At 67.6% G+C, this 20,644-nt stretch carries 17 protein-coding genes; 10 read left to right on the top strand and 7 right to left on the bottom strand.

Annotated features, from left to right (window positions below; genetic code table 11):
- Positions 1–43 precede the first annotated feature (43 nt).
- The gene (locus ACF66B_RS11875) at positions 44–2,581 is read left to right on the top strand and encodes a TIGR02302 family protein (protein WP_111429472.1); all 2,538 of its coding nucleotides are present in this window, start codon (positions 44–46) and stop codon (positions 2,579–2,581) included.
- A 9-nt stretch (positions 2,582–2,590) separates the two neighbouring features.
- Here the strand turns inward: ACF66B_RS11875 and ACF66B_RS11870 are convergent, their stop codons facing one another.
- Entirely contained in the window at positions 2,591–3,448 is an 858-nt protein-coding gene (locus ACF66B_RS11870) for a zinc-ribbon domain-containing protein (RefSeq protein WP_111429473.1), read from the bottom strand.
- A 148-nt stretch (positions 3,449–3,596) separates the two neighbouring features.
- On the opposite strand from ACF66B_RS11870, the gene ACF66B_RS11865 reads away from it, so the two are divergent.
- Genes ACF66B_RS11865 through ACF66B_RS11855 form a run of 3 tightly spaced genes read left to right on the top strand, consistent with a single transcriptional unit; the run spans position 3,597 to position 5,933 of the window.
- Entirely contained in the window at positions 3,597–4,274 is a 678-nt protein-coding gene (locus ACF66B_RS11865; RefSeq protein WP_111429474.1) for an ATP-binding cassette domain-containing protein, read from the top strand.
- A complete protein-coding gene (locus tag ACF66B_RS11860) occupies positions 4,271–5,158 on the top strand; it encodes a cell division protein FtsX (protein WP_111429475.1) in 888 nt (295 codons plus the stop codon). The genes ACF66B_RS11865 and ACF66B_RS11860 overlap by 4 nt, the downstream gene beginning before the upstream one ends.
- Before the next feature lie 16 nt (positions 5,159–5,174).
- A complete protein-coding gene (locus ACF66B_RS11855) occupies positions 5,175–5,933 on the top strand; it encodes a lysophospholipid acyltransferase family protein (protein WP_111429476.1) in 759 nt (252 codons plus the stop codon).
- Here the strand turns inward: ACF66B_RS11855 and ACF66B_RS11850 are convergent.
- Positions 5,919–6,878: an acetyl-CoA carboxylase carboxyltransferase subunit alpha gene (locus tag ACF66B_RS11850; RefSeq protein WP_111429477.1), complete on the bottom strand. Its 960-nt coding sequence runs from the start codon at positions 6,876–6,878 to the stop codon at positions 5,919–5,921. The genes ACF66B_RS11855 and ACF66B_RS11850 overlap by 15 nt on opposite strands.
- Positions 6,875–7,789 carry a LysR family transcriptional regulator gene (locus ACF66B_RS11845; RefSeq protein ID WP_111429478.1) on the bottom strand — a complete coding sequence of 305 codons (915 nt, stop codon included), beginning with the start codon at positions 7,787–7,789 and terminating at the stop codon, positions 6,875–6,877. The genes ACF66B_RS11850 and ACF66B_RS11845 overlap by 4 nt, the downstream gene beginning before the upstream one ends.
- 95 nt (positions 7,790–7,884) lie before the next feature.
- Here ACF66B_RS11845 and ACF66B_RS11840 point away from each other — a divergent pair, with 95 nt between their 5' ends.
- Complete coding sequence (locus ACF66B_RS11840) at positions 7,885–8,847, top strand: quinone oxidoreductase (RefSeq protein WP_111429479.1); 963 nt, start codon at positions 7,885–7,887, stop codon at positions 8,845–8,847.
- On the opposite strand, the gene ACF66B_RS11835 is transcribed toward ACF66B_RS11840, so the two are convergent.
- Both ACF66B_RS11835 and ACF66B_RS11830 read right to left on the bottom strand, forming a co-directional pair.
- A complete protein-coding gene (locus ACF66B_RS11835) occupies positions 8,760–9,158 on the bottom strand; it encodes a YjhX family toxin (protein ID WP_392662681.1) in 399 nt (132 codons plus the stop codon). The two genes, ACF66B_RS11840 and ACF66B_RS11835, sit on opposite strands and share 88 nt — an antisense overlap.
- Before the next feature lie 183 nt (positions 9,159–9,341).
- Positions 9,342–10,316 carry a CoA ester lyase gene (locus tag ACF66B_RS11830; RefSeq protein ID WP_111429480.1) on the bottom strand — a complete coding sequence of 325 codons (975 nt, stop codon included), beginning with the start codon at positions 10,314–10,316 and terminating at the stop codon, positions 9,342–9,344.
- A 246-nt stretch (positions 10,317–10,562) separates the two neighbouring features.
- Here ACF66B_RS11830 and ACF66B_RS11825 point away from each other — a divergent pair, with 246 nt between their 5' ends.
- Positions 10,563–11,555 (top strand): complex I NDUFA9 subunit family protein, encoded by a 993-nt coding sequence (locus ACF66B_RS11825; RefSeq protein ID WP_111429481.1) that lies wholly within the window; start codon positions 10,563–10,565, stop codon positions 11,553–11,555.
- 50 nt (positions 11,556–11,605) lie between these two features.
- Here the strand turns inward: ACF66B_RS11825 and ACF66B_RS11820 are convergent, their stop codons facing one another.
- Positions 11,606–12,409, bottom strand: a complete 804-nt coding sequence (locus ACF66B_RS11820; RefSeq protein WP_111429482.1) for an undecaprenyl-diphosphate phosphatase — start codon at positions 12,407–12,409, stop codon at positions 11,606–11,608.
- A 242-nt stretch (positions 12,410–12,651) separates the two neighbouring features.
- Here ACF66B_RS11820 and ACF66B_RS11815 point away from each other — a divergent pair, with 242 nt between their 5' ends.
- The 4 genes from ACF66B_RS11815 to ACF66B_RS11800 all read left to right on the top strand — a co-directional run bounded on the left by ACF66B_RS11815 (position 12,652) and on the right by ACF66B_RS11800 (position 19,561).
- Entirely contained in the window at positions 12,652–14,094 is a 1,443-nt protein-coding gene (locus ACF66B_RS11815; RefSeq protein WP_111429483.1) for an NAD(P)-dependent oxidoreductase, read from the top strand.
- Between the two features lie 167 nt (positions 14,095–14,261).
- Positions 14,262–14,687, top strand: coding sequence for a GFA family protein (locus ACF66B_RS11810; RefSeq protein ID WP_111429484.1), 426 nt, complete (start codon positions 14,262–14,264; stop codon positions 14,685–14,687).
- Positions 14,688–14,777: 90 nt separating this feature from the next.
- Complete coding sequence (gltB, locus tag ACF66B_RS11805) at positions 14,778–19,304, top strand: glutamate synthase large subunit (RefSeq protein ID WP_111429485.1); 4,527 nt, start codon at positions 14,778–14,780, stop codon at positions 19,302–19,304.
- 113 nt (positions 19,305–19,417) lie between these two features.
- Positions 19,418–19,561: a hypothetical protein gene (locus tag ACF66B_RS11800; protein WP_162683225.1), complete on the top strand. Its 144-nt coding sequence runs from the start codon at positions 19,418–19,420 to the stop codon at positions 19,559–19,561.
- 40 nt (positions 19,562–19,601) lie between these two features.
- Here ACF66B_RS11800 and mgrA read toward each other — a convergent pair whose 3' ends face one another.
- Positions 19,602–20,630 carry an L-glyceraldehyde 3-phosphate reductase gene (gene mgrA, locus ACF66B_RS11795; protein WP_111429543.1) on the bottom strand — a complete coding sequence of 343 codons (1,029 nt, stop codon included), beginning with the start codon at positions 20,628–20,630 and terminating at the stop codon, positions 19,602–19,604.
- Positions 20,631–20,644 lie beyond the last annotated feature (14 nt).

Raw genomic sequence — 20,644 nt, 5'->3', positions numbered from 1 at the left:
CGGTTTGCGCGGTCCGGCATGCTGGACCGGTTGACAGGGGCTGATGGCGAAAAAGGCGCGGATCGACGAGACGGAACGCCGGATTGAGCGGGTGCTTCGCGCAACCCGGGCCGCCATGGTCCTCGAATCGGCGCTTCAGGCCTTCTGGCCCTTCCTCGCCCTGCTTGCCGCCCTCTGGGCCGCACTTGCCTTCGGCGCGGCCGAGCTCGGCAACCGTCTTCAGGTTGGTCTCGCTCTTGCCGCCGCCGCGGCGCTTCTCCTGCGTTTCCTCTGGCGCGGGGTGCGGCGGTTTCGCTGGCCGAGCCGCGCGGCCGCCATCGCCCGGCTCGATGCCTCGCTTCCGGGCCGCCCGCTCGCCGCACTCGACGATGCCCCGGCCCTCGGCGGCGAGGATCCGGCCGTCCGCGCGCTCTGGTCGGTTCATCAGGCCCGCATGCTCGCGCGCGCGGCGAAGGCCGAACGGGTGCCCGCCGATCTCCGGCTCGCGAGCCGCGATCCCTGGGCCCTGCGGCTCGCGGTGCTGGTCTTCTTTGGTGCCGCGCTGATCTTTGCCGGATCGAGCGGGGTCGAGAGCCTGCGCACAGCCATGGCTCCGGGCGCCGGAGCCGCGCCCAAGACCGGGCCGAGCTACGAGGGCTGGGCCGAGCCGCCCGCCTATACCGGCCGCGCGACGCTCTATCTGCCCGAGCTTGCCGGCGGCGATGCACCGGTTTCTCTGCCGAAGGGCACCAGGATCACGCTCCGGACCTATGGCGACGAGACGCAGTTCCGTCTCAGCGAGAGCGTTTCCGGGGTGGAAGGCACGGGTTTCACCCGGGCCGCGGACGGCATCGCGCTGGCAGAGTTCGATCTCGCGCAAAGCGGCGAAATCCGTCTCCGCCGCGGCGGCCGCGATCTCGGCCACTGGAGCTTTGCCATCGAACCCGATCTTCCGCCCGAGATCGCCGTCGCGGGCCCGGTCGAGCGTGCCCCCGGCGGGCTTGCCCGCATCCCCTACCTCGCCCGGGACGATCACGGCATCACCGCGGCGCGGGCAGAGATCGCGCTCGACCTTCCCGCCGTCGACCGCCGCTACGGCCTCGCGCTCAGCCCCGACCCGCGGGACAAGATCGTCATTCCGCTGCCGCTCCCGGTGTCCGGGTCCGCGGCCGAGGTGTCGGAGACGCTCGAGGAGGATTTCTCGGGCCATCCCTGGGCCGGGTTGCCGGTGACCATCACCCTCGTCGCAGAGGATGCGCTCGGCCAGACCGGCCGGTCCGAGACGGTGCATGCCGCGCTGCCGGGCCGGAAGTTCTTCGATCCGGCGGCGGCGGCGCTGGCCGAGCAGCGCCGGGATCTGCTCTGGGCGGCGGCGAACGGGTCGCGGGTGAGCCAGGTGCTCCGGGCGGTTACCTTTCATCCCGAAGGGCTGTTCGACCGGGCGGGGGCCTATCTCATGACCCGCATTGCGATCCGGCGGCTCGAGGTGGCGGTCGAGGCCGATCAGGTCGCCGCCGCCCGCGACGATATCGCCGCCGGGCTCTGGCGCGCGGCCCTCCTGCTCGAGGACGGCAGCCTCGGCGATGCAGCGGATCGGCTGGCGCGCGCCAAGGAGCGGCTTTCGGAGGCGCTCAAGGGCGACGCGACCGACGAGGAGATCGCCGAGCTCATGCAGGAGTTGCGCGACGCGACCCGCGATTACATGGAGCAGATGGCCCGCGAGGCGATCGAGCGCGGCGAGATGGAGACCGCCGAGGCGCCGCAGGAGGGCCAGAGCCTCAATCAGGATCAGCTTCAGGAGCTGATGGACCGGATCCAGGAGCTTTCGGAACAGGGCCGCCGGGCCGAGGCCGAAGCGCTGCTCGAAATGCTGCAGCAGATGCTCGAGAACATGGAGATGCGGCTTACCCAGGGCGGTGAGGGCGGCAGCCAGGGCGAGCAGAGCATGCAGGGCCTTTCCGATGCGCTGCGCGAGCAACAGGGGCTGGCTGACGACAGTTTCCGCGAGCTTCAGCGCGAGTTCCGCGAAGGCAGCGGCCAGCCCGGTGCCGAGGGCGAGACGCAGGGCGCGCCTCGGGGCGAGGGGCGGGCGCAGGGCGAGGGCACCGATCCGGGCTCGCTCGCCGAACGCCAGGAGGCGCTGCGCGACCTGATGGACGAGCTGCAGCAGAACCTACCGGGCGAGGCCGACAGCGAGACGCGGCAGGCGCTCGAGGATGCACAGCGGAGCATGGAGGACGCGCGCGACGGGCTCCGCGATGGAAATACGGCCGAGGCGCTCAACGATCAGGCTGACGCGATCGACCAGCTGCGCGAGGGGATGCGCGGGCTCTCGGAAGATATGCGCCAGGCCGAAGGCGAGCAGGGCGGTGAGGACAGCGAGGGCGGCACGTCGCAATCCCGCAGCAATGCCGATCCGCTGGGTCGCCCGCTCGGGGCGATGGGCGGCGCGCGCACCGATTCCCGCATGCTGCCGGAGGGCAGCGGCTCGGCGGCGGCACGGGCGCGCGAGATCCTTGACGAGATCCGCCGCCGCTCCGGCGACCGCTCCCGACCGCAGGTCGAGCTCGACTACCTGCGCCGTCTGCTCGATCGGTTCTGAGGCAGGGGTTCAGCCCTGTGGGCTCAGGAGCGCCGCCACGTCATGCGGCATCCTGTCGAGAAGGCTTGCGGCGGGCAGGCCGGCAGCCTCGGCGCGGGTGGCGAAATAGATCGCCAGCAAGACCGCAACGACCGCGACCGCGGCGGTGAAGCCCAGCCAGAACCGGATCGGGGATGTTTCCTCGATGATGATGACAGGCTCGACCGGGGCTGCGGTTCTCGGCCGGGGCTCGGCCTCCTTCAGCGCTGTCGTCGCCGGGGCGGCCGCCTCGCGTGTCGGTTCCGGGGCGGGCGGGACCGGCGTGGAGGGAGCGGCCTCCGGCGCTTCGGCCACCTCGTCGGTCGCGGCGGCTGTTTCGGGCGCCGCGGGTGTCTCGTCGGCAACAGGATCGGGGGCCTCGGCTGTTTCGGGTTTCGCCGCGGGTTCGGCCCAGGCAAAGTCCGTCTCGGCCGCGGCCGGTTCGTCCGCATCGGTCCGGAACGCACTCGGCGCCTCGGCAAAGGCGGATGCCGGAGCGGTTTCCGGCGTTTCCCAGGAGAAGTCTTCTTCGGCGGTTTCGGGCGCGCTTTTCGGCGCGTCCTTTGCCGCGAAGGGTGTGACCTTCGCCCCGGCGGGCGCCGCAGCCGGTTCGGCCTGCAGCTTCGGCTTCTTCCAGGGGGCGGCCACCGGCTCCTCGATCACCCTGAGGTTGGGCGTGCGGGATTCCAGACGCTGGATGATCTGGTCTTCGGTGAGCAGCGGGCGGCTTTCGTTTCTGGCAAACCATCGCGTGTGGCAGGCCGAGCACTGCACATGGCGCCCGCCGGAGGGCATCATGTTCCGCGGGGGTTCATATTCCGCACCGCAATTCGGGCAGGTCAGACGCATTTGGTTCCCTGTCTCATCCCTCGGCGCGGCGCGTTTTGCCGGACCGGTCGGTTTCTTCTAGCGGTGCACGGCTCCGTTTCCAAGAGACCGCCGTTGCGCCCGCACACAGGCGCGGTATAACCGCCGGCGCATGGTTCAGGAGGGCCCGGTGATCGAATTCGAGGAGGCTGCGTTCAGCTACGGGCAGAAGGCGGTCCTGAGGAAGGTCAATCTCGGGCTCGAGGCGGGAAGCTTCACCTTCCTCGTCGGCCCTTCGGGTTCGGGCAAGACGACACTGCTCCGGCTCTGCTACCACGATCTCGTGCCGACCGGCGGCACGATCCGCCACTTCGGCCGCCAGATCCGCGAGAATGCTCGCAACGAGATTGCCGATCTCCGCCGCGCGGTCGGCGTCGTGCACCAGGATTGCAGCTTCATCGACCACCTCTCGCTCGTCGAGAACATCGCGCTGCCGCTGCAGGTGAGCGGGATCGACCTCGCCGAGCGGGCGGATGATCTGCGGGCGCTGCTCGACTGGGTCGATCTCGGCAACCGGGTCGATGCGCTGCCCTCCGAGATGTCCGGGGGCGAGCGCCAGCGGGCGGCGGTGGCGCGGGCGGTGATCCTGAGCCCGGCGATGATCCTTGCGGACGAGCCGACCGGCAATGTCGACTGGGACATGGCGATGCGCATTCTCTCGCTCTTCATCGAGCTCAACCGCATGGGCAAGACGATCCTGATCGCGACCCATGATGTCAATCTGATCCGGGCGGCGCGCACTCGGATCGAGGCCCGGGTCTTCGCGATCGACGGCTATCGCGTCGTGCCGGTGGAGGATGCGTTTTGAGCGGCCGTTTCCGGCTCCGGGATCGGGCGGCCGACCGGCTGGTGCCGCGCAGGGCGGGCGAGCAGACGCCGCTTGCCGCGGTGACGGCGATCCTCGCCTTTCTCGCCGCGCTGGCGCTGGCGCTCGGGCTTGCGGGCGGGCGGCTGGTGGAGAACTGGGGCGGCAAGCTCGCCGGGACGGCAACGCTGCAGATCGTTGCCGAGGGCGCGGTGGTCGAGCAGGAGGCGCGCGCGGCCCTCGAGACGCTGCGGGCGACCCCCGGCGTGCGGAGTGTGCGCATCGTCGAGCTCGGCGAGCAACGGGGGCTGCTCGAGCCCTGGCTCGGCACCGAGGCCGATATCGAGAGCCTGCCGCTGCCGCTGCTGATCGACGTGGGCATCGATCCCGGCAGGCTCAATGTGGGGGCGCTCAACCTTGCGTTGGCGAAGAGCGCGCCGCACGCGGTCTTCGACGACCACGGCAGCCTCAGGAGCGGGCTTGTGACCGCGGCCGAAGGGGTGCGGATCTTTGCCTTTGCAACGCTTGGAATTCTCGCGGTGGCCTTCGCCGCCGTCTATGTCCTGGCCGCGCGCGCAGCGGCGCTGGCCAATGCGCCGATCATCCGAACCCTGCGTCTTGTCGGTGCCCGGGACAGCTTCGTTGCGGCGATCTTCGCCCGACGGCTCGGCTGGCTCGCGCTGGCGGCGGGCGCGGTCGGCACGGCAGCGGGGCTCGCCCTTCTCTCCATCCTGCCGCGCGAGAGTGCGCAGGGGTTCTATCTGGTCGCGATCGGGCCGGAGGGGCGGGGCTGGCTGCTGCCGCTGCTTGTGCCGGTCGCGGCGACGCTGCTGGGCTGGGCTGCGACGCGGGCGACGCTCGCCCGTCTGCTCCGCCGCTGGACCTGACAGGCAAGGAGGCCCGATGCTGATCGTCCGCTCGCTCGTCTTCGATTTCTTGATCTACAGCCTCATGCTGGTGATGGGGATCCTCTGCATGCCGCTGGCGATCTGGTCGGCAAAGGGCGCCTACTGGTCGGTTCACGCCTATTGCCGCATCGTGCTCTGGCTGCTCGAGCGGATCTGCGGGCTGCGGACGGAGATCCGCGGCGAGGTGCCGCGCGGCGAGGTCATCATCTGTTCCAAGCACCAGTCCTTCCTCGACATCATCATGATCTGCTCCGTGGTGCCGCGCGCGCGTTTCGTGATGAAGAAGGAGCTGCGCTGGACGCCGGTTCTCGGCTTCTATGCCATGCGGATGGGCTCGACGCCGGTCGACCGCGGCCAGAAGGCCAAGGCGATGAAGGACATGGTCGCCCATGCCGAGCGGAGCAACGACGAGCCGGGGCAGCTGGTGATCTATCCCCAGGGCACCCGCGTCGCGCCCGCCGCGCGGCTTCCCTACAAGGTTGGAGCCGGCGTGCTCTATCAGCGTTTCGGCAACACCTGCATCCCGGCCGCGACGAATGTCGGCGTGTTCTGGGGGCGGCGGAGCCTCAGGAAGCATCCGGGCCTTGCGGTGCTCGAGTTCCTCGCACCGATTCCGGCGGGCCTGTCGATCCACCGTTTCATGCGCCAGCTCGAGGAGGTGGTGGAGGAAAACTCCGACCGGCTCATGCGCGAGGCCGGGTTCGATCCCGGCCCACGGCCCGCGCCGAAGCCGATTGTCTCACGCGACGAGTGATTTCGATCCCATGTCGAGATACTTGCGCCGGCGCGCGGCGCGGCGGCTCTCGCGGTCCATCTGGTCGACCTCGCCGAGCATGCCGCGGATGGCCTCGCCCACGCGCGAGATCGTCTCGTCCTTGTCGCGCTGCGCTCCGCCCACCGGCTCGAAGATGATCCGGTCGCAGATGCCGAGGGCGAAGAGATCCTGGGCGGTGAGCTTCAGCGCCTCGGCCGCCTCGCGCATCTTCTCGGCGTCCTTCCAGAGGATCGAGGCGCAGCCTTCCGGCGAGATCACCGAATAGATCGAGTGCTCGAGCATGGCGAGCCGGTCGGCGGTGGCGAAGGCCACGGCGCCGCCGGAGCCGCCTTCGCCGATCACCACGGAGACGAGCGGAACGCCGATCGCGAGGCATTTCTCGGTCGACCGCGCGATCGCCTCGGCCTGTCCGCGCTCCTCGGCGCCCTTGCCGGGATAGGCGCCGGGCGTATCGACCAGCGTTATCACCGGGAGGTTGAAGCGGTCGGCAAGATCCATCAGCCGGATCGCCTTGCGATAACCCTCGGGCCGCGCCATGCCGAAATTGCGTTCGATGCGGCTCTTGGTGTCGTTGCCCTTTTCGTGGCCGATCACCACCACGGGTCGGTCGTCGAAGCGGGCGAGACCGCCCATGATCGCCTGATCGTCGGCGAAGTTGCGGTCGCCCGCCAGCGGGGTCCACTCGGTGAAGAGCCCCTCGACATAATCCTTGCAGTGCGGCCGGTCCGGATGGCGGGCAACCTGACATTTCCGCCAGGGATTGAGGTTCTTGTAGAGCTCGACCAGCAACGCGGCGGCCTTGGCGTCGAGCGCGAGCGCCTCCTGGTCCACGTCCATCTCGGAATTCGCGCGCGCGAGCGCCCGGAGTTCCTCCGCCTTGCCCTCGATCTCCGCGAGGCCCTTTTCGAAATCGAGGTAAGTCATCTGCGTTCCTGCTCCGGCACCGCTGTCGTAGCGGGGTTTATGCCCGCCGCTTCCGGGGTTTGCAACTCAAGCGCGGCCTGCACCTGTTCGGCGAGGAAATCCATCACGAGCCGGACGGCGGGCGCGCGCCTGAGATCGTCGTGTACCAGCATCCAGATCTCGCGCAAGGGCGGCGTCTCTCGCGACTGGAGGCGGACGAGGCCGGGGTCGGTCGCGGCAATCACATCGGGCAGCAACGCGACGCCGAGCCCCGCGCGGGCGGCTCCGGCCTGGATCAGGCTGTCATCGCTCCGAAACGCCACCGGGCGGCCCGCAAGGCGGGCCTCGAACCAGCGGAATTGCGGCAGGCTCGCCTGCGCCGAATCGCCGGCGATCAGGGTCCAGCCGGTTTCGTCGGGCGGCGTGCCTGGCGCGCCGTAGAAGCCGAAGGCGAGATCGCCAAGCTTGCGGGCGATGAGCCCGGTTTGCTTTGGCCGGGAGAGGCGGAGCGCGAGATCGGCCTCGCGCCGGTCGAGATCCGCCGCGCCGATCTGGCCACAGAGGGTCACGACGATCTCCGGCTGGCGGGCCCGCAGCAGGGAAAGGCGCGGCGCTATGACACAGGCCGCGAGCGCCGGGGGTGCGCTTACCCGCACGGGCGCCGCCGGCCCGGAACGGGCGCCTTGTGCTGCGCGCAGCACCGCAAAGGCTGCGTCCTCCGCACCCTCGGCGAGCTCCGCGATCTCGGCGCCCGCCTCTGTCAGGACGACGCTGCGCGGCAGGCGGTCCACAAGGCGCAGGCCGAGCGCGGCTTCGAGCGCGCTCACCCGCCGCGCGACGGTCGTGTGATCGACGCCGAGGGCGCGGGCGGCGGCGGAAAAGCTCCCCTGCTGCGCAAGCGTGCGGAAGTGGTGGAGGTCTTCCCAGTTCATATGTGCATTTCCACTCATGAGATGGGCAGATTTCTGGAATTCTGCAGGACCTGCAAGCGTTCTAGGTCTGGCGGAAACCGCAAGAGGAGAAACGCATGGCACGTGTTCTGGAATTCGAGAGCTTCGGGGCGGGCGCGCCGCTTTTTCTGCGTGACAGGCGCGACGGCCCGCTCGGGCCGGGACTGGTGCGGGTGCGGCAGAGCGCCATCGGGGTGAATTTCGTCGACATCTATCAGCGCAATGGCCTCTATCCGCTCGGGCCTGTCCCTGGCGTGGAGGCGGCGGGGATCGTCGAGGGGGTGGCATCGGATGTCGAGGGCTTCGCACCGGGCATGCGCGTGGCCTACGCCGGACCTCCGGCGGGCAGCTATGCGGAGCTCCGCGATCTCCCGGCTGCGCGGCTTGTGGCTGTTCCCGACGGGCTGGATGAGCGGCAGCTGGCGGGATCGTTCCTGCGGGGACTGACGGCCGGCCTGTTGCTTGACCGCGTCCTGCCGGATGTCGGCGGGAAGCCCGTGCTGGTTCACGCAGCGGCCGGTGGGCTCGGTCTCATCCTGGTGCAGTGGCTGAAGCGGCGCGGCGCGACGGTGATCGGAACGGTCGGCAGCCCGGCCAAGGCCGAGCTGGCGCGCACCCGGGGTCTCGACCACGCGATCCTCTATCGCGACGACGATTTTCGCGAGGGCGTGCGGGAGATCACCGGGGGCGTAGGCGTCGTCGCGGCGATCGATGGCATCGGCGGAGAGACGCTGCTCCGGAGCCTCGAGGCGCTCGCGCCCTTCGGTACTGCGGCGAGCCTCGGGCAGGTGAGCGGCGGCCTGCCGGCAATAGACCCCGCCCTGCTTGTGAACCGCTTTCTCGTCCGGCCGAGCATACTCGCGTTCCTCGCAGACGAGACACGCTTCCGCCCGGCGGCCGAAGCCTGGTTCGCGGCGCTTCAGGACGGGCTCTGCATCGAGGGCGGTCACAGTTATCCCTTCACGGAAGCGGCGCACGCCCTTGACGACATGGAGGCGGGCCACACCAGTGGTCCGGTGCGGCTGCTGGTGGAGGGCTGAGCTGTCCCGCGCTCAGCGGTTGTGGCCTGCGCGCGCACGACGTCGAGGCCTCGCCGTGAAATCCGGTAGGGTCCGCCGCCGCGAGAGGCGATGAGCTGCTTGCGGCGGAGGCGGGCGAAGACGTCGAGTGTGCAGTCCGAGAGGATTGCGCCATCGCGGGTGACACAGAGGATGCTGGTGATCTTGCGGCCGTCGCCGCGTTCATGACGGACGGAGCCGCCCTGCGCGAGCGCGTGCAGAACGCGCTGTTCGGGTCTGGAGATGTTCACTGGAAAGATCCGAGGCAAATGGGCTTGGTTCAGCGCCGCCATCTGACGGTCGCTGCGGGGTGTCACTCGGTCCTTCGCGCAGGCGAAGGACGGCGATCACACAAGCTCGGACATCCACTCTCCATCGGGGGGATGCATGGCGCATCCCGGAAACGAAATCAGATATAGGAATGCAGGCGATTCGGGGCAAGGCGCAGGAAGGCGCCCCGCCCCGGCGCAGAAGGGTCAGCCGCCGATCATCTCGGCCTGTTTCACGATCACCTGGGCCTGGCGGACCGAGGCGATGTCGACGAGGCGGCCCTTGTAGACGGCGGCGCCCTGTCCCTTCGCTTCGGCTTCCTTCATCGCGGCAAGGATCTCGCGGGCCTCCGTCACGGCCTTTTCCGAAGGGGTGAAGACATCGTTGGCGAGTGCCACCTGCTTCGGATGGATCGCCCATTTGCCGACCATGCCCATGGTTGCGGAACGGCGGGCCTGGGCGATGTAGCCGTCCTCGTCGGAGAAATCGCCGAACGGTCCGTCGACCGGCAGGATGCCATGCGTGCGGCAGGCCGATACGATGGCCGCGACCACGCCATGCCAGGGATCGCCGTAGACCGGCGCGCGCGGGCCCTCGGCATCCTTCGGCGGCAGCATGTAGTAGTTTTCCTGCGTGCCGCCGATGCCGGTCGTCGCCATGCCCATGGAGGCGGCGAAATCGGCCGCGCCGAGGCTCATCGCCTGCATGCGGGGGCTCGAGGCCGCGATTTCCTCGGCATGGGCGAAGCCTGCGGCGGTCTCGATGATGACCTCGAAACCCACCTTCTTCTGGCGGCCCTTCGCCCACTCGATGGCGGAGCAGAGCGCGTCCACCGCGTAGATGTCCTTGGCGTTGCCGGCCTTGGGGATCATGAACAGGTCGATGCGGTCACCCGCCTGCTCCAGCACCTCGACCACGTCGCGATACCAGAACTCGGTGTCGAGCCCGTTGATGCGCACCGAGAGGGTCTTGGTGCCCCAGTCGATCTCGTTGATTGCCCTGATGATGTTCTGCCGTGCCGCGGGCTTGTCGGCGGGAGAGACACTGTCCTCGAGGTCGAGATTGATCACATCCGCCGCCGATGCCGCCATCTTGGCGAAGAGCTCTGGCCGGGATCCGGGGCCGAAGAGCTGGCAGCGGTTCGGGCGGGCAGGCGGGCTCGGCGGAATGGTGAAGCTCATGGCAGCGCGGTCCTCGTGCAAGCATGTTACGGAAATTACCGGCGCGGTGATAGGATATTACCCGAGCTCGCGTCAAATGCATTTGGGGCTGGTGGGCGAGTGCAGGTGCGGCTGCCCGAAAAATCGCGGCATTGCGCTCATTTTCCGGGCGGATGCGACGCGCTTTGCGCAGGTGCAACCTTTTGAAACTTGTCTGGCGCGGCGGCAGGCCGTATGTCGGGAGGCGGTCGGAGAAGGAGATCGCGCATGCCGAGTCCCACACCCATCGTCACCATCTTCGGCGGATCCGGATTCATCGGCCGCTACGTCACCCAACGGATGGCGCGCGCCGGATGGCGGGTGCGCGTGGCCGTACGCCGGCCGAATGAGGCGCTGTTCGTGCGCCCCTACGGTGCGGTGGGCCAGGTCGAGCCGGTTCAGGCCAATATCCGCGACGAGATCTCGACGCGCGCGGCGATCCGGGGGGCCGATGCGGTCGTCAACTGCGTCGGAATTCTGGCGGAGAGCGGTCGGCAGAGCTTCGAGGCTGTCGTCGCCGAGGGTGCGGGGCTGATCGCGCGCCTTGCGGCCGAGGAAGGCGTCGGGCGGCTCGTCCACATTTCCGCGATCGGTGCGGACCCGGCGAGCGAGAGCGGCTATGCTCGCGCCAAGGCCGCGGGTGAGGCGCTGGTGCAGACGGCTTTCGCCGATGCGATCATTCTGCGCCCCTCTGTCATTTTCGGCACCGAGGACGAGTTCTTCAACCGCTTCGGCAACATGGCCCGGATGAGCCCTGTCCTGCCGCTTGTCGGGCCGGACACGAAATTCCAGCCGGTCTATGTCGATGATGTGGCGGCCGCAGCGGCGAAGGCGGCGATGGGCGAGGTCGCGCCGGGGATCTACGAGCTTGGCGGGCCGGATGTCGCGACTTTCCGGGAGTTGATGCAGAAGCTTCTCGATGTCATCGAGCGGCGTCGGGCGCTGATCGCGCTGCCTTTCGGTTTCGCGCGGCTTCAGGGCCGCATTCTCGATACGCTGCAGAGCCTGAGCTTCGGGCTTTTCACCAACACGGTGCTGACGGCCGATCAGGTCGAGTTGCTCAAGCGTGACAATGTCGTGTCGGAGGGGGCGAAGGCGTTCGGCGAGCTCGGTATCAGCCCGACGCCGATGGATGCGGTGCTCGAGGGCTACCTCTATTCCTTCCGGCCGCATGGCCAGTATGACGCGATCACCGCGTCGGCGGCAAACCTGCGTCAGTAGTTCGGGAAAGCCCCGGCACCTGGATGCGGGTGCCGGCTGGCGTTCGGGCCTTACCTGTAGGCGATCGCCAGCAGGAAGAGGCCGAGCACGACGCGGTAGATCACGTAGGGCGTATAGCTCACGCTCCGCAGCAGGCGCATCATCAGCGACAGCGCGAGATAGGCCGCGGCGAAGGCAAGCACGGCGCCGATCGCGCCGTCACGCAGTGTCTGCCAGTCGGCCTGGCCGATCACGTCGAGCCCGAGCAGGGTGCCGGAGGCGATGATCGTCGGGATCGACATCAGCATCGAGATCCGGGCGCCGTCTTCGCGTTTGTAGCCGAGCAGGCGGCTTGCGGTGATCGTCGCGCCCGAGCGGGACGTGCCCGGAATGAGTGCAAGCGCCTGCCAGAACCCCATGATCATCGCATCGCGAAGGTTCCATTCGGGCGCCTTGCGCTCGACCGGGCCCTTCTGGTCGGCCCAGTAGAGCACGATGCCGAAGAGGAGCATGGTCCAGCCGATTACCGCGACGGAGCGCATCGCGTCGGCAAGGCCGGTCATCTGAAGAATGAAGCCGACAACGACCACGGGAACCGTGGAGATCGCGAGCAGCAGGAGAAGCCGCGCGTCCGGTGTGGCGAAGCGCCGGCCGAGCACGTCACCCGCGCCATGCACCATGCGCGCCACATCCGCACGGAAGAAGGCCATCACGGCGCCGAGGGTGCCGACATGAACGGCGACGTCGAGCGCAAGTCCCTGATCCGCCTCACCAAGCAGATGCGGCAGGAGGATCAGATGGCCGGAAGAAGAAATCGGAAGAAACTCGGTGATACCCTGTACTATGGCCAGGATCGCAAGCTGGAACAGCGACATTTACCTACTACCCGAAGTGCGAATCGACTTGCCCGTAACGTAGCGTGTGCAGGCGCGAAGGGTAAGCGGCGAGTTAATGGGTCCGGTATCGGACCCATTTTTTTGCCGAGCGGCGCAGAAAGCCGCTCAAATGTCATGTGATTTCGAAATTTGGTCAGTGCTTTTGACTTTTATATGCTCAAGCTTTGGTTTACGTCTATGCATCGGAAAAGGTCACTGGCCAGTGAAGTCGGGGGAAAGCGATGGCTCAGCAGCGAATGCTGAAATTCGTCAAGATCGCGCGAGATATGCCGGAGAAACGGTCCGCGGGAGAACGGCGCGAGGATTTCGACGAAATCTATCGGCAATTTGCGGCAGAGAAGGCAGCCGAGCAGGCCGGCCGGTGCTCGCAATGCGGTGTGCCGTATTGCCAGTCGCATTGTCCGCTGCACAACAATATCCCGGACTGGCTGAAGCTGACCGCCGAGGGGCGGCTGCGCGAGGCCTATGAGATCAGCCAGGCGACCAACACCTTCCCCGAGATCTGCGGCCGCATCTGCCCGCAGGACCGGCTCTGCGAGGGCAATTGTGTCATCGAGCAGTCGGGCCATGGCACCGTCACCATCGGGGCGGTGGAGAAATACATCACCGATACGGCCTGGGCCGAAGGCTGGGTAACGCCGGCTGTGCCTGAGGAAGAGCGACCGGAGAGCGTCGGGATCATCGGCGCGGGCCCCGGCGGGCTGGCCGCGGCTGATGCGCTGCGCCGTGCCGGGCTCAAGGTCACGGTCTATGACCGGCATGACCGCGCGGGTGGGCTGCTTGTCTACGGCATTCCGGGGTTCAAGCTCGAGAAGCCCGTCGTCATGCGCCGCAACGAACAGCTCGAGGCCAGTGGCGTCGAATTCGTGCTCAACTGCAACGTGGGCGAGGACATCTCCTTCGACGAGATCCGCACCAAGCACGATGCGGTGCTGATCGCGACGGGCGTCTACAAGTCGCGCGACCTCGGCGGCCCGGGTGCGGGTCTGCCGGGCATCGTGAAGGCGATCGACTACCTCACGGCGTCCAACCGCAAGAGCTTCGGCGACGACGTGCCGGAGTATGACAGCGGCGTGCTCAATGCCACGGGCAAGCGCGTCGTGGTGATCGGCGGCGGGGATACGGCAATGGACTGCGTGCGCACGGCGATCCGTCAGGATGCCAAAGCGGTCACCTGTCTCTATCGCCGCGACCGCGCCAACATGCCGGGATCGCAGCGCGAGGTGGCGAATGCCGAGGAGGAGGGCGTGACCTTCGCCTGGCTCACCGCGCCCAAGGGTTTCACCGGCGAGGACAGCGTTTCGGGCGTGATGGTGTCGCGGATGCGTCTCGGCGCGCCGGATGCGTCCGGCCGCCAGAAGCCGGAGGAAATCCCCGGTGCGGACTATGTCGAGCAGGCCGATCTCGTCATCAAGGCGCTCGGTTTCGAGCCGGAGGAGCTTCCGAAGCTCTGGGGCACGGACGGGCTCGAGGTCACCCGCTGGGGCACGGTCAAGGCGAACTTCCAGACCCATGCGACGAGCCTCGACGGGGTTTTCGCGGCGGGCGACATCGTGCGGGGCGCGAGCCTCGTCGTCTGGGCGATCCGGGACGGGCGCGATGCGGCGGACAGCATCCTGAGCTATCTCGGCTCCAAGGCCGGTGCACGTCTCGCGGCGGAGTGAGGAGCGTTCGAAACGCAATATGGAATCCGTATGGAATCGATATGGAATCCCGCCATACGATTGCCATACGCTTCCAGCGTTCGGAGCGATGAAATGGAAGCGGAACTGACCCAATTTTCCATGTTGACGGCCGTAGCCACTACCGCGACCGGCCCGAGGAGCGGAACATGATCCGGAAGACCGGAGGCTGTCTTTGCGGTGCGGTGAAGTTCGAAGCTGAGATGGAAGACCTCAGCTTCGGCGCCTGCCATTGCGGCATGTGCCGCCGCTGGGTCGGCGGGCCGTTCCTGGCCAAGGAGGCCGAGACGGTCACGGTGACGGACGGTGCGGATGAGCTCAATGCCTATCGCTCTTCGGACTGGGCCGAGCGGGTGAGCTGCGCAAGCTGCGGCTCCGCGCTTTGGTATCACCTCTTGGAGCCGGAAATGTTTGCGGTTTCCGTGGGCGCGCTCGATGATGCCTCGGACATGACGCTCACCGCGGAGATCTTCATCGACCACAAACCGGCGGGATATGCGCTTGCCGGTGATCACAAGCGGATGACGGAGGCGGAGTTCATGGCAGCCTTTGCACCGCCCCCGGCGACTGAATGACGACGGGCCGGAGCCTTCCGGCCCCGGACACCCACTGAGACAAGATACTGGCGCGGCGGAGGCCGCTCGCTGGACAGCAGGAGAACCGGCATGACGACCTTTGACGACGCCTGGGTTGCGAAGACCGAAGCGGAGTTCGCCCGTCTGGAGGCCGAAGGCATGTACAGTGCCGAGCACGAGCATTCGTCGTGCGGCGTCGGCCTTGTGGTGGCGATCGACGGAACACCGCGGCGCCAGGTCGTGGAGAGCGGCATTCAGGCGCTGCAGGCAATCTGGCACCGGGGCGCGGTGGATGCGGACGGCAAGACCGGCGACGGCGCGGGCATCCATGTGCAGATCCCGCCCGCCTTCTTCGAGGAGCAGGTGCGCCGCACCGGCCACGAGCCGCGCCAGGGCAAGACCGCCGTCGGCATGATCTTCCTGCCGCGCAGCGACTTCGCCGCGCAGGAAGCGGCCCGGACCATCGTGGAGACCGAAGTGCTCCGCATGGGCTATTATATCTATGGCTGGCGCCACGTGCCGGTGGATATCACCTGCCTCGGCGAGAAGGCCAACGCGACGCGACCCGAGATCGAGCAGATCCTGATCTGCAATTCGAAGGGCGTGGACGAGGAAACCTTCGAGCGCGAGCTCTATGTCATCCGCCGCCGCATCGAGAAATCCGGTTCGGGAATCCGCGATTTCTACATCTGCTCGATGTCCTGCCGCTCGATCATCTACAAGGGCATGATGCTCGCCGAGCAGGTCGCGGTGTTCTATCCGGATCTGATGGATCCGCGTTTCGAGAGCGCCTTCGCGATCTATCATCAGCGTTATTCCACCAACACCTTCCCGCGCTGGTGGCTGGCGCAGCCGTTCCGGATGCTCGCCCATAACGGCGAGATCAACACGCTCAAGGGCAACCTCAACTGGCTCAAGAGCCACGAGATCCGCATGAGCTCGGACTATTTCGGCGAGCTCGCCGAGGACATCAAGCCGATCGTCGCGCCGGGCTCCTCGGACTCGGCTGCGCTCGACAACGTCTTCGAGGTGCTCGTGCGCGCCGGGCGCTCGGCGCCGATGGCGAAGACCATGCTGGTGCCGGAAGCCTGGTCGAAGCTTGCGACGAAGATGCCGCAGGCCTGGCTCGACATGTATTCCTATTCCAATGCCGTGATGGAGCCCTGGGACGGCCCGGCGGCGCTCGCGATGACCGACGGGCGCTGGGTCTGTGGCGGGCTCGACCGCAACGGGCTCCGGCCGATGCGCTATGTCGTGACCGGCGACGGGATGCTCATCGCCGGGTCGGAGGCGGGCATGGTGCCGCCCGATGAGGCGAGCGTGATCGAGAAGGGCGCGCTCGGTCCGGGCCAGCTCATCGCGGTCGACATGGCCAAGGGCACGCTCTACCACGATTCCGAGATCAAGGACCTCATGTCCTCCAGCCAGCCCTTCGGTGACTGGATCGCCTCGGTGACCGATCTCGAGGACGCGACCCAGGGCATGGAAGAAAAGCCCTGGTTCGAGGGCGAGGAGCTGCGCCGGCGCCAGATTTCCGCCGGCTACTCGATCGAGGAGCTTGAAACCGTCATCCAGGCGATGGCGGAGGACGGCAAGGAGGCCATCGGCTCGATGGGCGACGACACGCCCGCCGCCGTGCTCTCCGAGAAGTACCGGCCGCTCAGCCACTATTTCCGGCAGAACTTCAGCCAGGTGACCAACCCGCCGATCGACAGCTTGCGCGAGCATCGGGTGATGAGCCTCAAGACGCGGTTCGGCAACCTCAACAACGTGCTCGACGAGGACAACAGCCAGACCAACATCCTGACGCTGGAGAGCCCGTTCCTCTCGAACGCGCGCTTCGAATATCTCGCGAGCCACGAGGCGGCGGATGCGGTCGAGCTCGACTGCACCTTCGGCAAGGACGCCGGGCCGAACGCGCTGCATGACGCGCTGGAGCGGATCCGCCACGAGGCGGAGGAAGCGGTGCGCGCCGGGGCGAACCATATCGTGATGACGGATCATCACCAGGGCCCCGAAAAGGTCGGGATGCCGATGATCCTCGCCACGAGCGCGGTGCATTCCTGGCTCACGCGCAAGGGGCTCCGGACCTTCACCTCGCTCAACGTGCGCTCGGCCGAGTGCATCGATCCGCATTACTTCGCGGTGCTGATCGGTTGCGGCGCGACGACGGTGAATGCCTATCTGGCCGAGGATTCGATCGCGGACCGGGTGCGGCGCGGGCTGATCGCCTACGATCTCACCACGGCGGTGCAGAAGTATCGCGAGGCGGTGGATCAGGGCCTGCTGAAGATCATGGCGAAGATGGGGATCTCGGTGATCTCCTCCTATCGCGGTGGTCTCAACTTCGAGGCGGTGGGGCTCTCGCGCGCCATGGTCGCGGAGTATTTCCCCGGCATGCTGAGCCGGATCTCCGGCATCGGCGTCTCGGGCGTGCAGCAGCAGGTCGAGCGGGTGCATGCCAAGGGCTGGGGCGGGTCCAATTCGATCCTGCCGATCGGCGGGTTCTACAAGGCACGGCGCTCGGGCGAGACCCATGCCTGGGAAGCGCAGTCGATGCACATCCTGCAGGCGGCCTGCGCCAAGGGCTCCTACGAGCTCTGGAAGCAGTACAGCCGGGCGATGCAGTCGCGGCCGCCGATCCATCTGCGCGACCTGCTCGACTTCAAGCCGAAGGAAGAGCCGGTGCCGCTCAAGCATGTCGAGAGCATCACCGCGATCCGCAAGCGGTTCGTGACGCCCGGCATGTCGCTCGGGGCGCTCTCTCCGGAAGCGCACAAGACGCTCAACATCGCGATGAACCGGATCGGCGCGAAATCCGACTCCGGCGAAGGCGGCGAGGATCCGGCGCATTTCCACCCCGAGCCCAACGGCGACAACCCCTCGGCCAAGATCAAGCAGGTGGCCTCCGGGCGCTTCGGGGTGACGGCGGAGTATCTCAACCAGTGCGAGGAGCTCGAGATCAAGATCGCCCAAGGTGCGAAGCCCGGCGAGGGCGGACAGCTTCCGGGCATGAAGGTGACCGAGCTCATCGCGCGGCTCCGGCATTCGACGCCGGGCGTCACGCTGATCTCGCCGCCGCCGCACCATGACATCTACTCGATCGAGGACCTTGCCCAGCTCATCTACGACCTCAAGCAGATCAACCCGCGGGCGCGGGTCTGCGTGAAGCTGGTGAGCCAGTCGGGTGTGGGCACGATCGCGGCGGGTGTCGCCAAGGCGAAGGCCGACGTGATCCTGATCTCGGGGCACAACGGCGGCACGGGCGCGAGTCCGATGACCTCGATCAAGTTCGCGGGCCTGCCCTGGGAGATGGGGCTCTCGGAAGCGCATCAGGTGCTCACGATCAACAAGCTCCGCGACCGGGTCGTGCTGCGGACCGACGGCGGGCTGCGCACCGGCCGCGACATCGTGATCGCCGCGATGCTCGGCGCGCAGGAGTTCGGGGTCGGCACCGCGGCGCTGATCGCGATGGGCTGCATCATGGTGCGCCAGTGCCAGTCGAACACCTGCCCGGTGGGGGTCTGCGTGCAGGACCCGATCCTGCGCGAAAAGTTCACCGGCACGCCCGACAAGGTGGTCAACCTCATCAGCTTCTATGCCGAGGAGGTGCGCGAGGTGCTGGCCTCGATCGGGGCGACGTCGATCGACGAGGTGATCGGCCGGGCCGACCTGCTGGCGCAGGTGAGCCGCGGCGCCGAGCATCTCGATGATCTCGACCTCAACCCGATGCTCATCAACGTGAACGAGGGCCAGAAGATCACCTATTCCGGCAAGACGGAACGCCAGGTGGTGCCGGATACGCTGGACGCGCAGATCGTTGCGGATGCCGAGCCGTTCTTCAAGGACGGTGAGAAGATGCAGCTGAGCTACTCGGTGCAGAACACGCTGCGCTCGATCGGCACGCGGGTGTCGAGCCACATCGTCCGGCGCTTCGGGATGCGCAACAACCTGCAACCCGACCATCTGACGGTGAAGCTCGCGGGCTCCGCCGGTCAGGCACTCGGCGCGTTCGGGGCGCCCGGCCTCAAGATCGAGGTCCGTGGCGAGGCGAACGACTATGTCGGCAAGGGGCTTTCGGGGGCAACGATCGTGGTCCGGCCGGCGCTCGGCTCGCCGCTGGTGCCGCATGAGAACGCGATCATCGGCAACACCGTGCTCTATGGCGCAACCGACGGCTATCTCTTTGCCAACGGGCGCGCGGGCGAGCGGTTCTGCGTGCGCAACTCGGGCGCGAAGGTGGTGATCGAGGGCTGTGGTTCGAACGGCTGCGAATACATGACCGGCGGCATCGCGGTCATCCTCGGCAGCTTCGGCGACAACTTCGGCGCCGGGATGACCGGTGGCATGGCCTATCTCTATGACCCCGCTGATGACATCGAGATGCGCCTCAACGAGGAGACGGTGATCGCGGTGCCGGTGGCGGCTGCGGCCTGGGAAGCGGAGCTTCGCGGCCTGATCGAGCGGCATGTCGAGGAGACCGGCAGCCCGCGCGCGGCGGATATCCTGCGGCACTGGGAGGAGGAGCTGCCGAAGTTCCGCCAGATCGTGCCGAAGGAAATGCTCTCGCGTCTGACGCATCCGCTCAGCGACGAGGCGGAAGCCGCGACCGCCTGAGGGCTGCGCGCCTGCGAGCGACACTTTGGGGGCCCGGCGCGGGAATGCGCCGGGCCCTTTCGCTTGAGGGTGAGCCGGGACCAGCCGCGGGGAACGAGGATGTCGCGGCCGGGATGATGGAAGAGAAGCAGCAGTGTATCGATGGCTTGAACAGCCTCGACTGCCGCCACGAGGGCAAGCTGGCGGCGATGCACGTGGGCCCGCGCGAGAGCCATGGCAGCACCGATGCCTGCGGCCCTCCGGTCCAGGAGGTTTGATGGCGGCCCCCATGCGGGCCGCCCCCGATTTTCGGTCGTGTCAGGAGTCGGAGGAGCGGGCCCAGAGGTTGATGTTCTCTTCCGTCGCGATGGCGTCGATCTCGCGAAGCTCCTCGTCGGTGAACTCGAGCCGGGCCACGGCGCCGGCGCAATCGGTCACCTGCTCGGGGCGGGAGGCGCCGATCAGCGCCGAGGTGATGCCGCCGCCGCGCAGCACCCAGGCGATCGCCATCTGTGCGAGCGTCTGGCCACGCGCCGCGGCGATGTCATTGAGCCGGTTGAGATGCGCGATCACCGGGCCTTCGAGCATGCCGGGCGAGAGGCTCTTGCCCTGGGTGGCGCGGGAGCCTTCCGGGATGCCCTTGAGGTATTTCCCGGTCAGCATGCCCTGGGCCAGCGGGGTGAAGGCGATGGAACCGACGCCGAGCTCGGCGAGCGTCTCCTTCAGCCCGTCATGTTCGACCCAGCGGTTGAGCATGTTGTAGCTCGGCTGATGGATCAGCAGCGGCACGCCCATCTCGCGCAGGAGCCGTGCCGCTTCGCGGGTGCGTTCGGAATTGTAGGAGGAGATGCCAACATAGAGCGCCTTGCCCTGATGGACGAGGCTTGCGAGCGCGCCCATGGTTTCCTCGAGCGGGGTCTCGGGGTCGACGCGGTGGGAGTAGAAGATGTCCACATAGTCGAGGCCCATGCGGCGGAGCGACTGCTCGCAGGAGGCGATGAGGTATTTGCGGCTGCCCCATTCGCCGTAGGGGCCGGGCCACATGTCGTAGCCGGCCTTGGAGGAGATCACGAGCTCGTCGCGCAGGCCGCGGAAATCCGTGCGCAGGATCTCCCCGAAGGCGGTTTCGGCGCTTCCGGGCGGCGGCCCGTAATTGTTGGCGAGGTCGAAATGGGTGATGCCGCGGTCGAAGGCTTCACGGCAGATCGCGCGCTTGGTCTCGTGCGCCGTGTCCTCGCCGAAATTGTGCCACAGCCCCAGCGAGACAGCGGGCAGCTTCAGCCCCGAGCGGCCGCAGCGGCGGTAGGGCATGGTGTGGTAGCGGGTGTCGGAGGGGGTCCAGGTCATGGTCATATCCTTCG

The organism is Amaricoccus sp. B4 (genome assembly GCF_043226085.1).
Classification (GTDB): domain Bacteria; phylum Pseudomonadota; class Alphaproteobacteria; order Rhodobacterales; family Rhodobacteraceae; genus Amaricoccus.
Note: the sequence above shows the minus strand (reverse complement) of the source record. Positions and strands in the feature narration are given on the sequence as shown.

What these genes read in the sequence shown, in the direction of transcription:
- ACF66B_RS11875 (WP_111429472.1), top strand. Translation starts at nt 44, where the DNA reads ATGGCGAAAAAGGCGCGGATCGACGAGACGGAACGCCGGATTGAGCGG.
- ACF66B_RS11870 (WP_111429473.1), bottom strand. Translation starts at nt 3,448, where the DNA reads ATGCGTCTGACCTGCCCGAATTGCGGTGCGGAATATGAACCCCCGCGG.
- ACF66B_RS11855 (WP_111429476.1), top strand. Translation starts at nt 5,175, where the DNA reads ATGCTGATCGTCCGCTCGCTCGTCTTCGATTTCTTGATCTACAGCCTC.
- ACF66B_RS11850 (WP_111429477.1), bottom strand. Translation starts at nt 6,878, where the DNA reads ATGACTTACCTCGATTTCGAAAAGGGCCTCGCGGAGATCGAGGGCAAG.
- ACF66B_RS11845 (WP_111429478.1), bottom strand. Translation starts at nt 7,789, where the DNA reads ATGAACTGGGAAGACCTCCACCACTTCCGCACGCTTGCGCAGCAGGGG.
- ACF66B_RS11840 (WP_111429479.1), top strand. Translation starts at nt 7,885, where the DNA reads ATGGCACGTGTTCTGGAATTCGAGAGCTTCGGGGCGGGCGCGCCGCTT.
- ACF66B_RS11835 (WP_392662681.1), bottom strand. Translation starts at nt 9,158, where the DNA reads ATGGCGGCGCTGAACCAAGCCCATTTGCCTCGGATCTTTCCAGTGAAC.
- ACF66B_RS11830 (WP_111429480.1), bottom strand. Translation starts at nt 10,316, where the DNA reads ATGAGCTTCACCATTCCGCCGAGCCCGCCTGCCCGCCCGAACCGCTGC.
- ACF66B_RS11825 (WP_111429481.1), top strand. Translation starts at nt 10,563, where the DNA reads ATGCCGAGTCCCACACCCATCGTCACCATCTTCGGCGGATCCGGATTC.
- ACF66B_RS11820 (WP_111429482.1), bottom strand. Translation starts at nt 12,409, where the DNA reads ATGTCGCTGTTCCAGCTTGCGATCCTGGCCATAGTACAGGGTATCACC.
- ACF66B_RS11815 (WP_111429483.1), top strand. Translation starts at nt 12,652, where the DNA reads ATGGCTCAGCAGCGAATGCTGAAATTCGTCAAGATCGCGCGAGATATG.
- ACF66B_RS11810 (WP_111429484.1), top strand. Translation starts at nt 14,262, where the DNA reads ATGATCCGGAAGACCGGAGGCTGTCTTTGCGGTGCGGTGAAGTTCGAA.
- gltB (WP_111429485.1), top strand. Translation starts at nt 14,778, where the DNA reads ATGACGACCTTTGACGACGCCTGGGTTGCGAAGACCGAAGCGGAGTTC.
- ACF66B_RS11800 (WP_162683225.1), top strand. Translation starts at nt 19,418, where the DNA reads ATGATGGAAGAGAAGCAGCAGTGTATCGATGGCTTGAACAGCCTCGAC.
- mgrA (WP_111429543.1), bottom strand. Translation starts at nt 20,630, where the DNA reads ATGACCTGGACCCCCTCCGACACCCGCTACCACACCATGCCCTACCGC.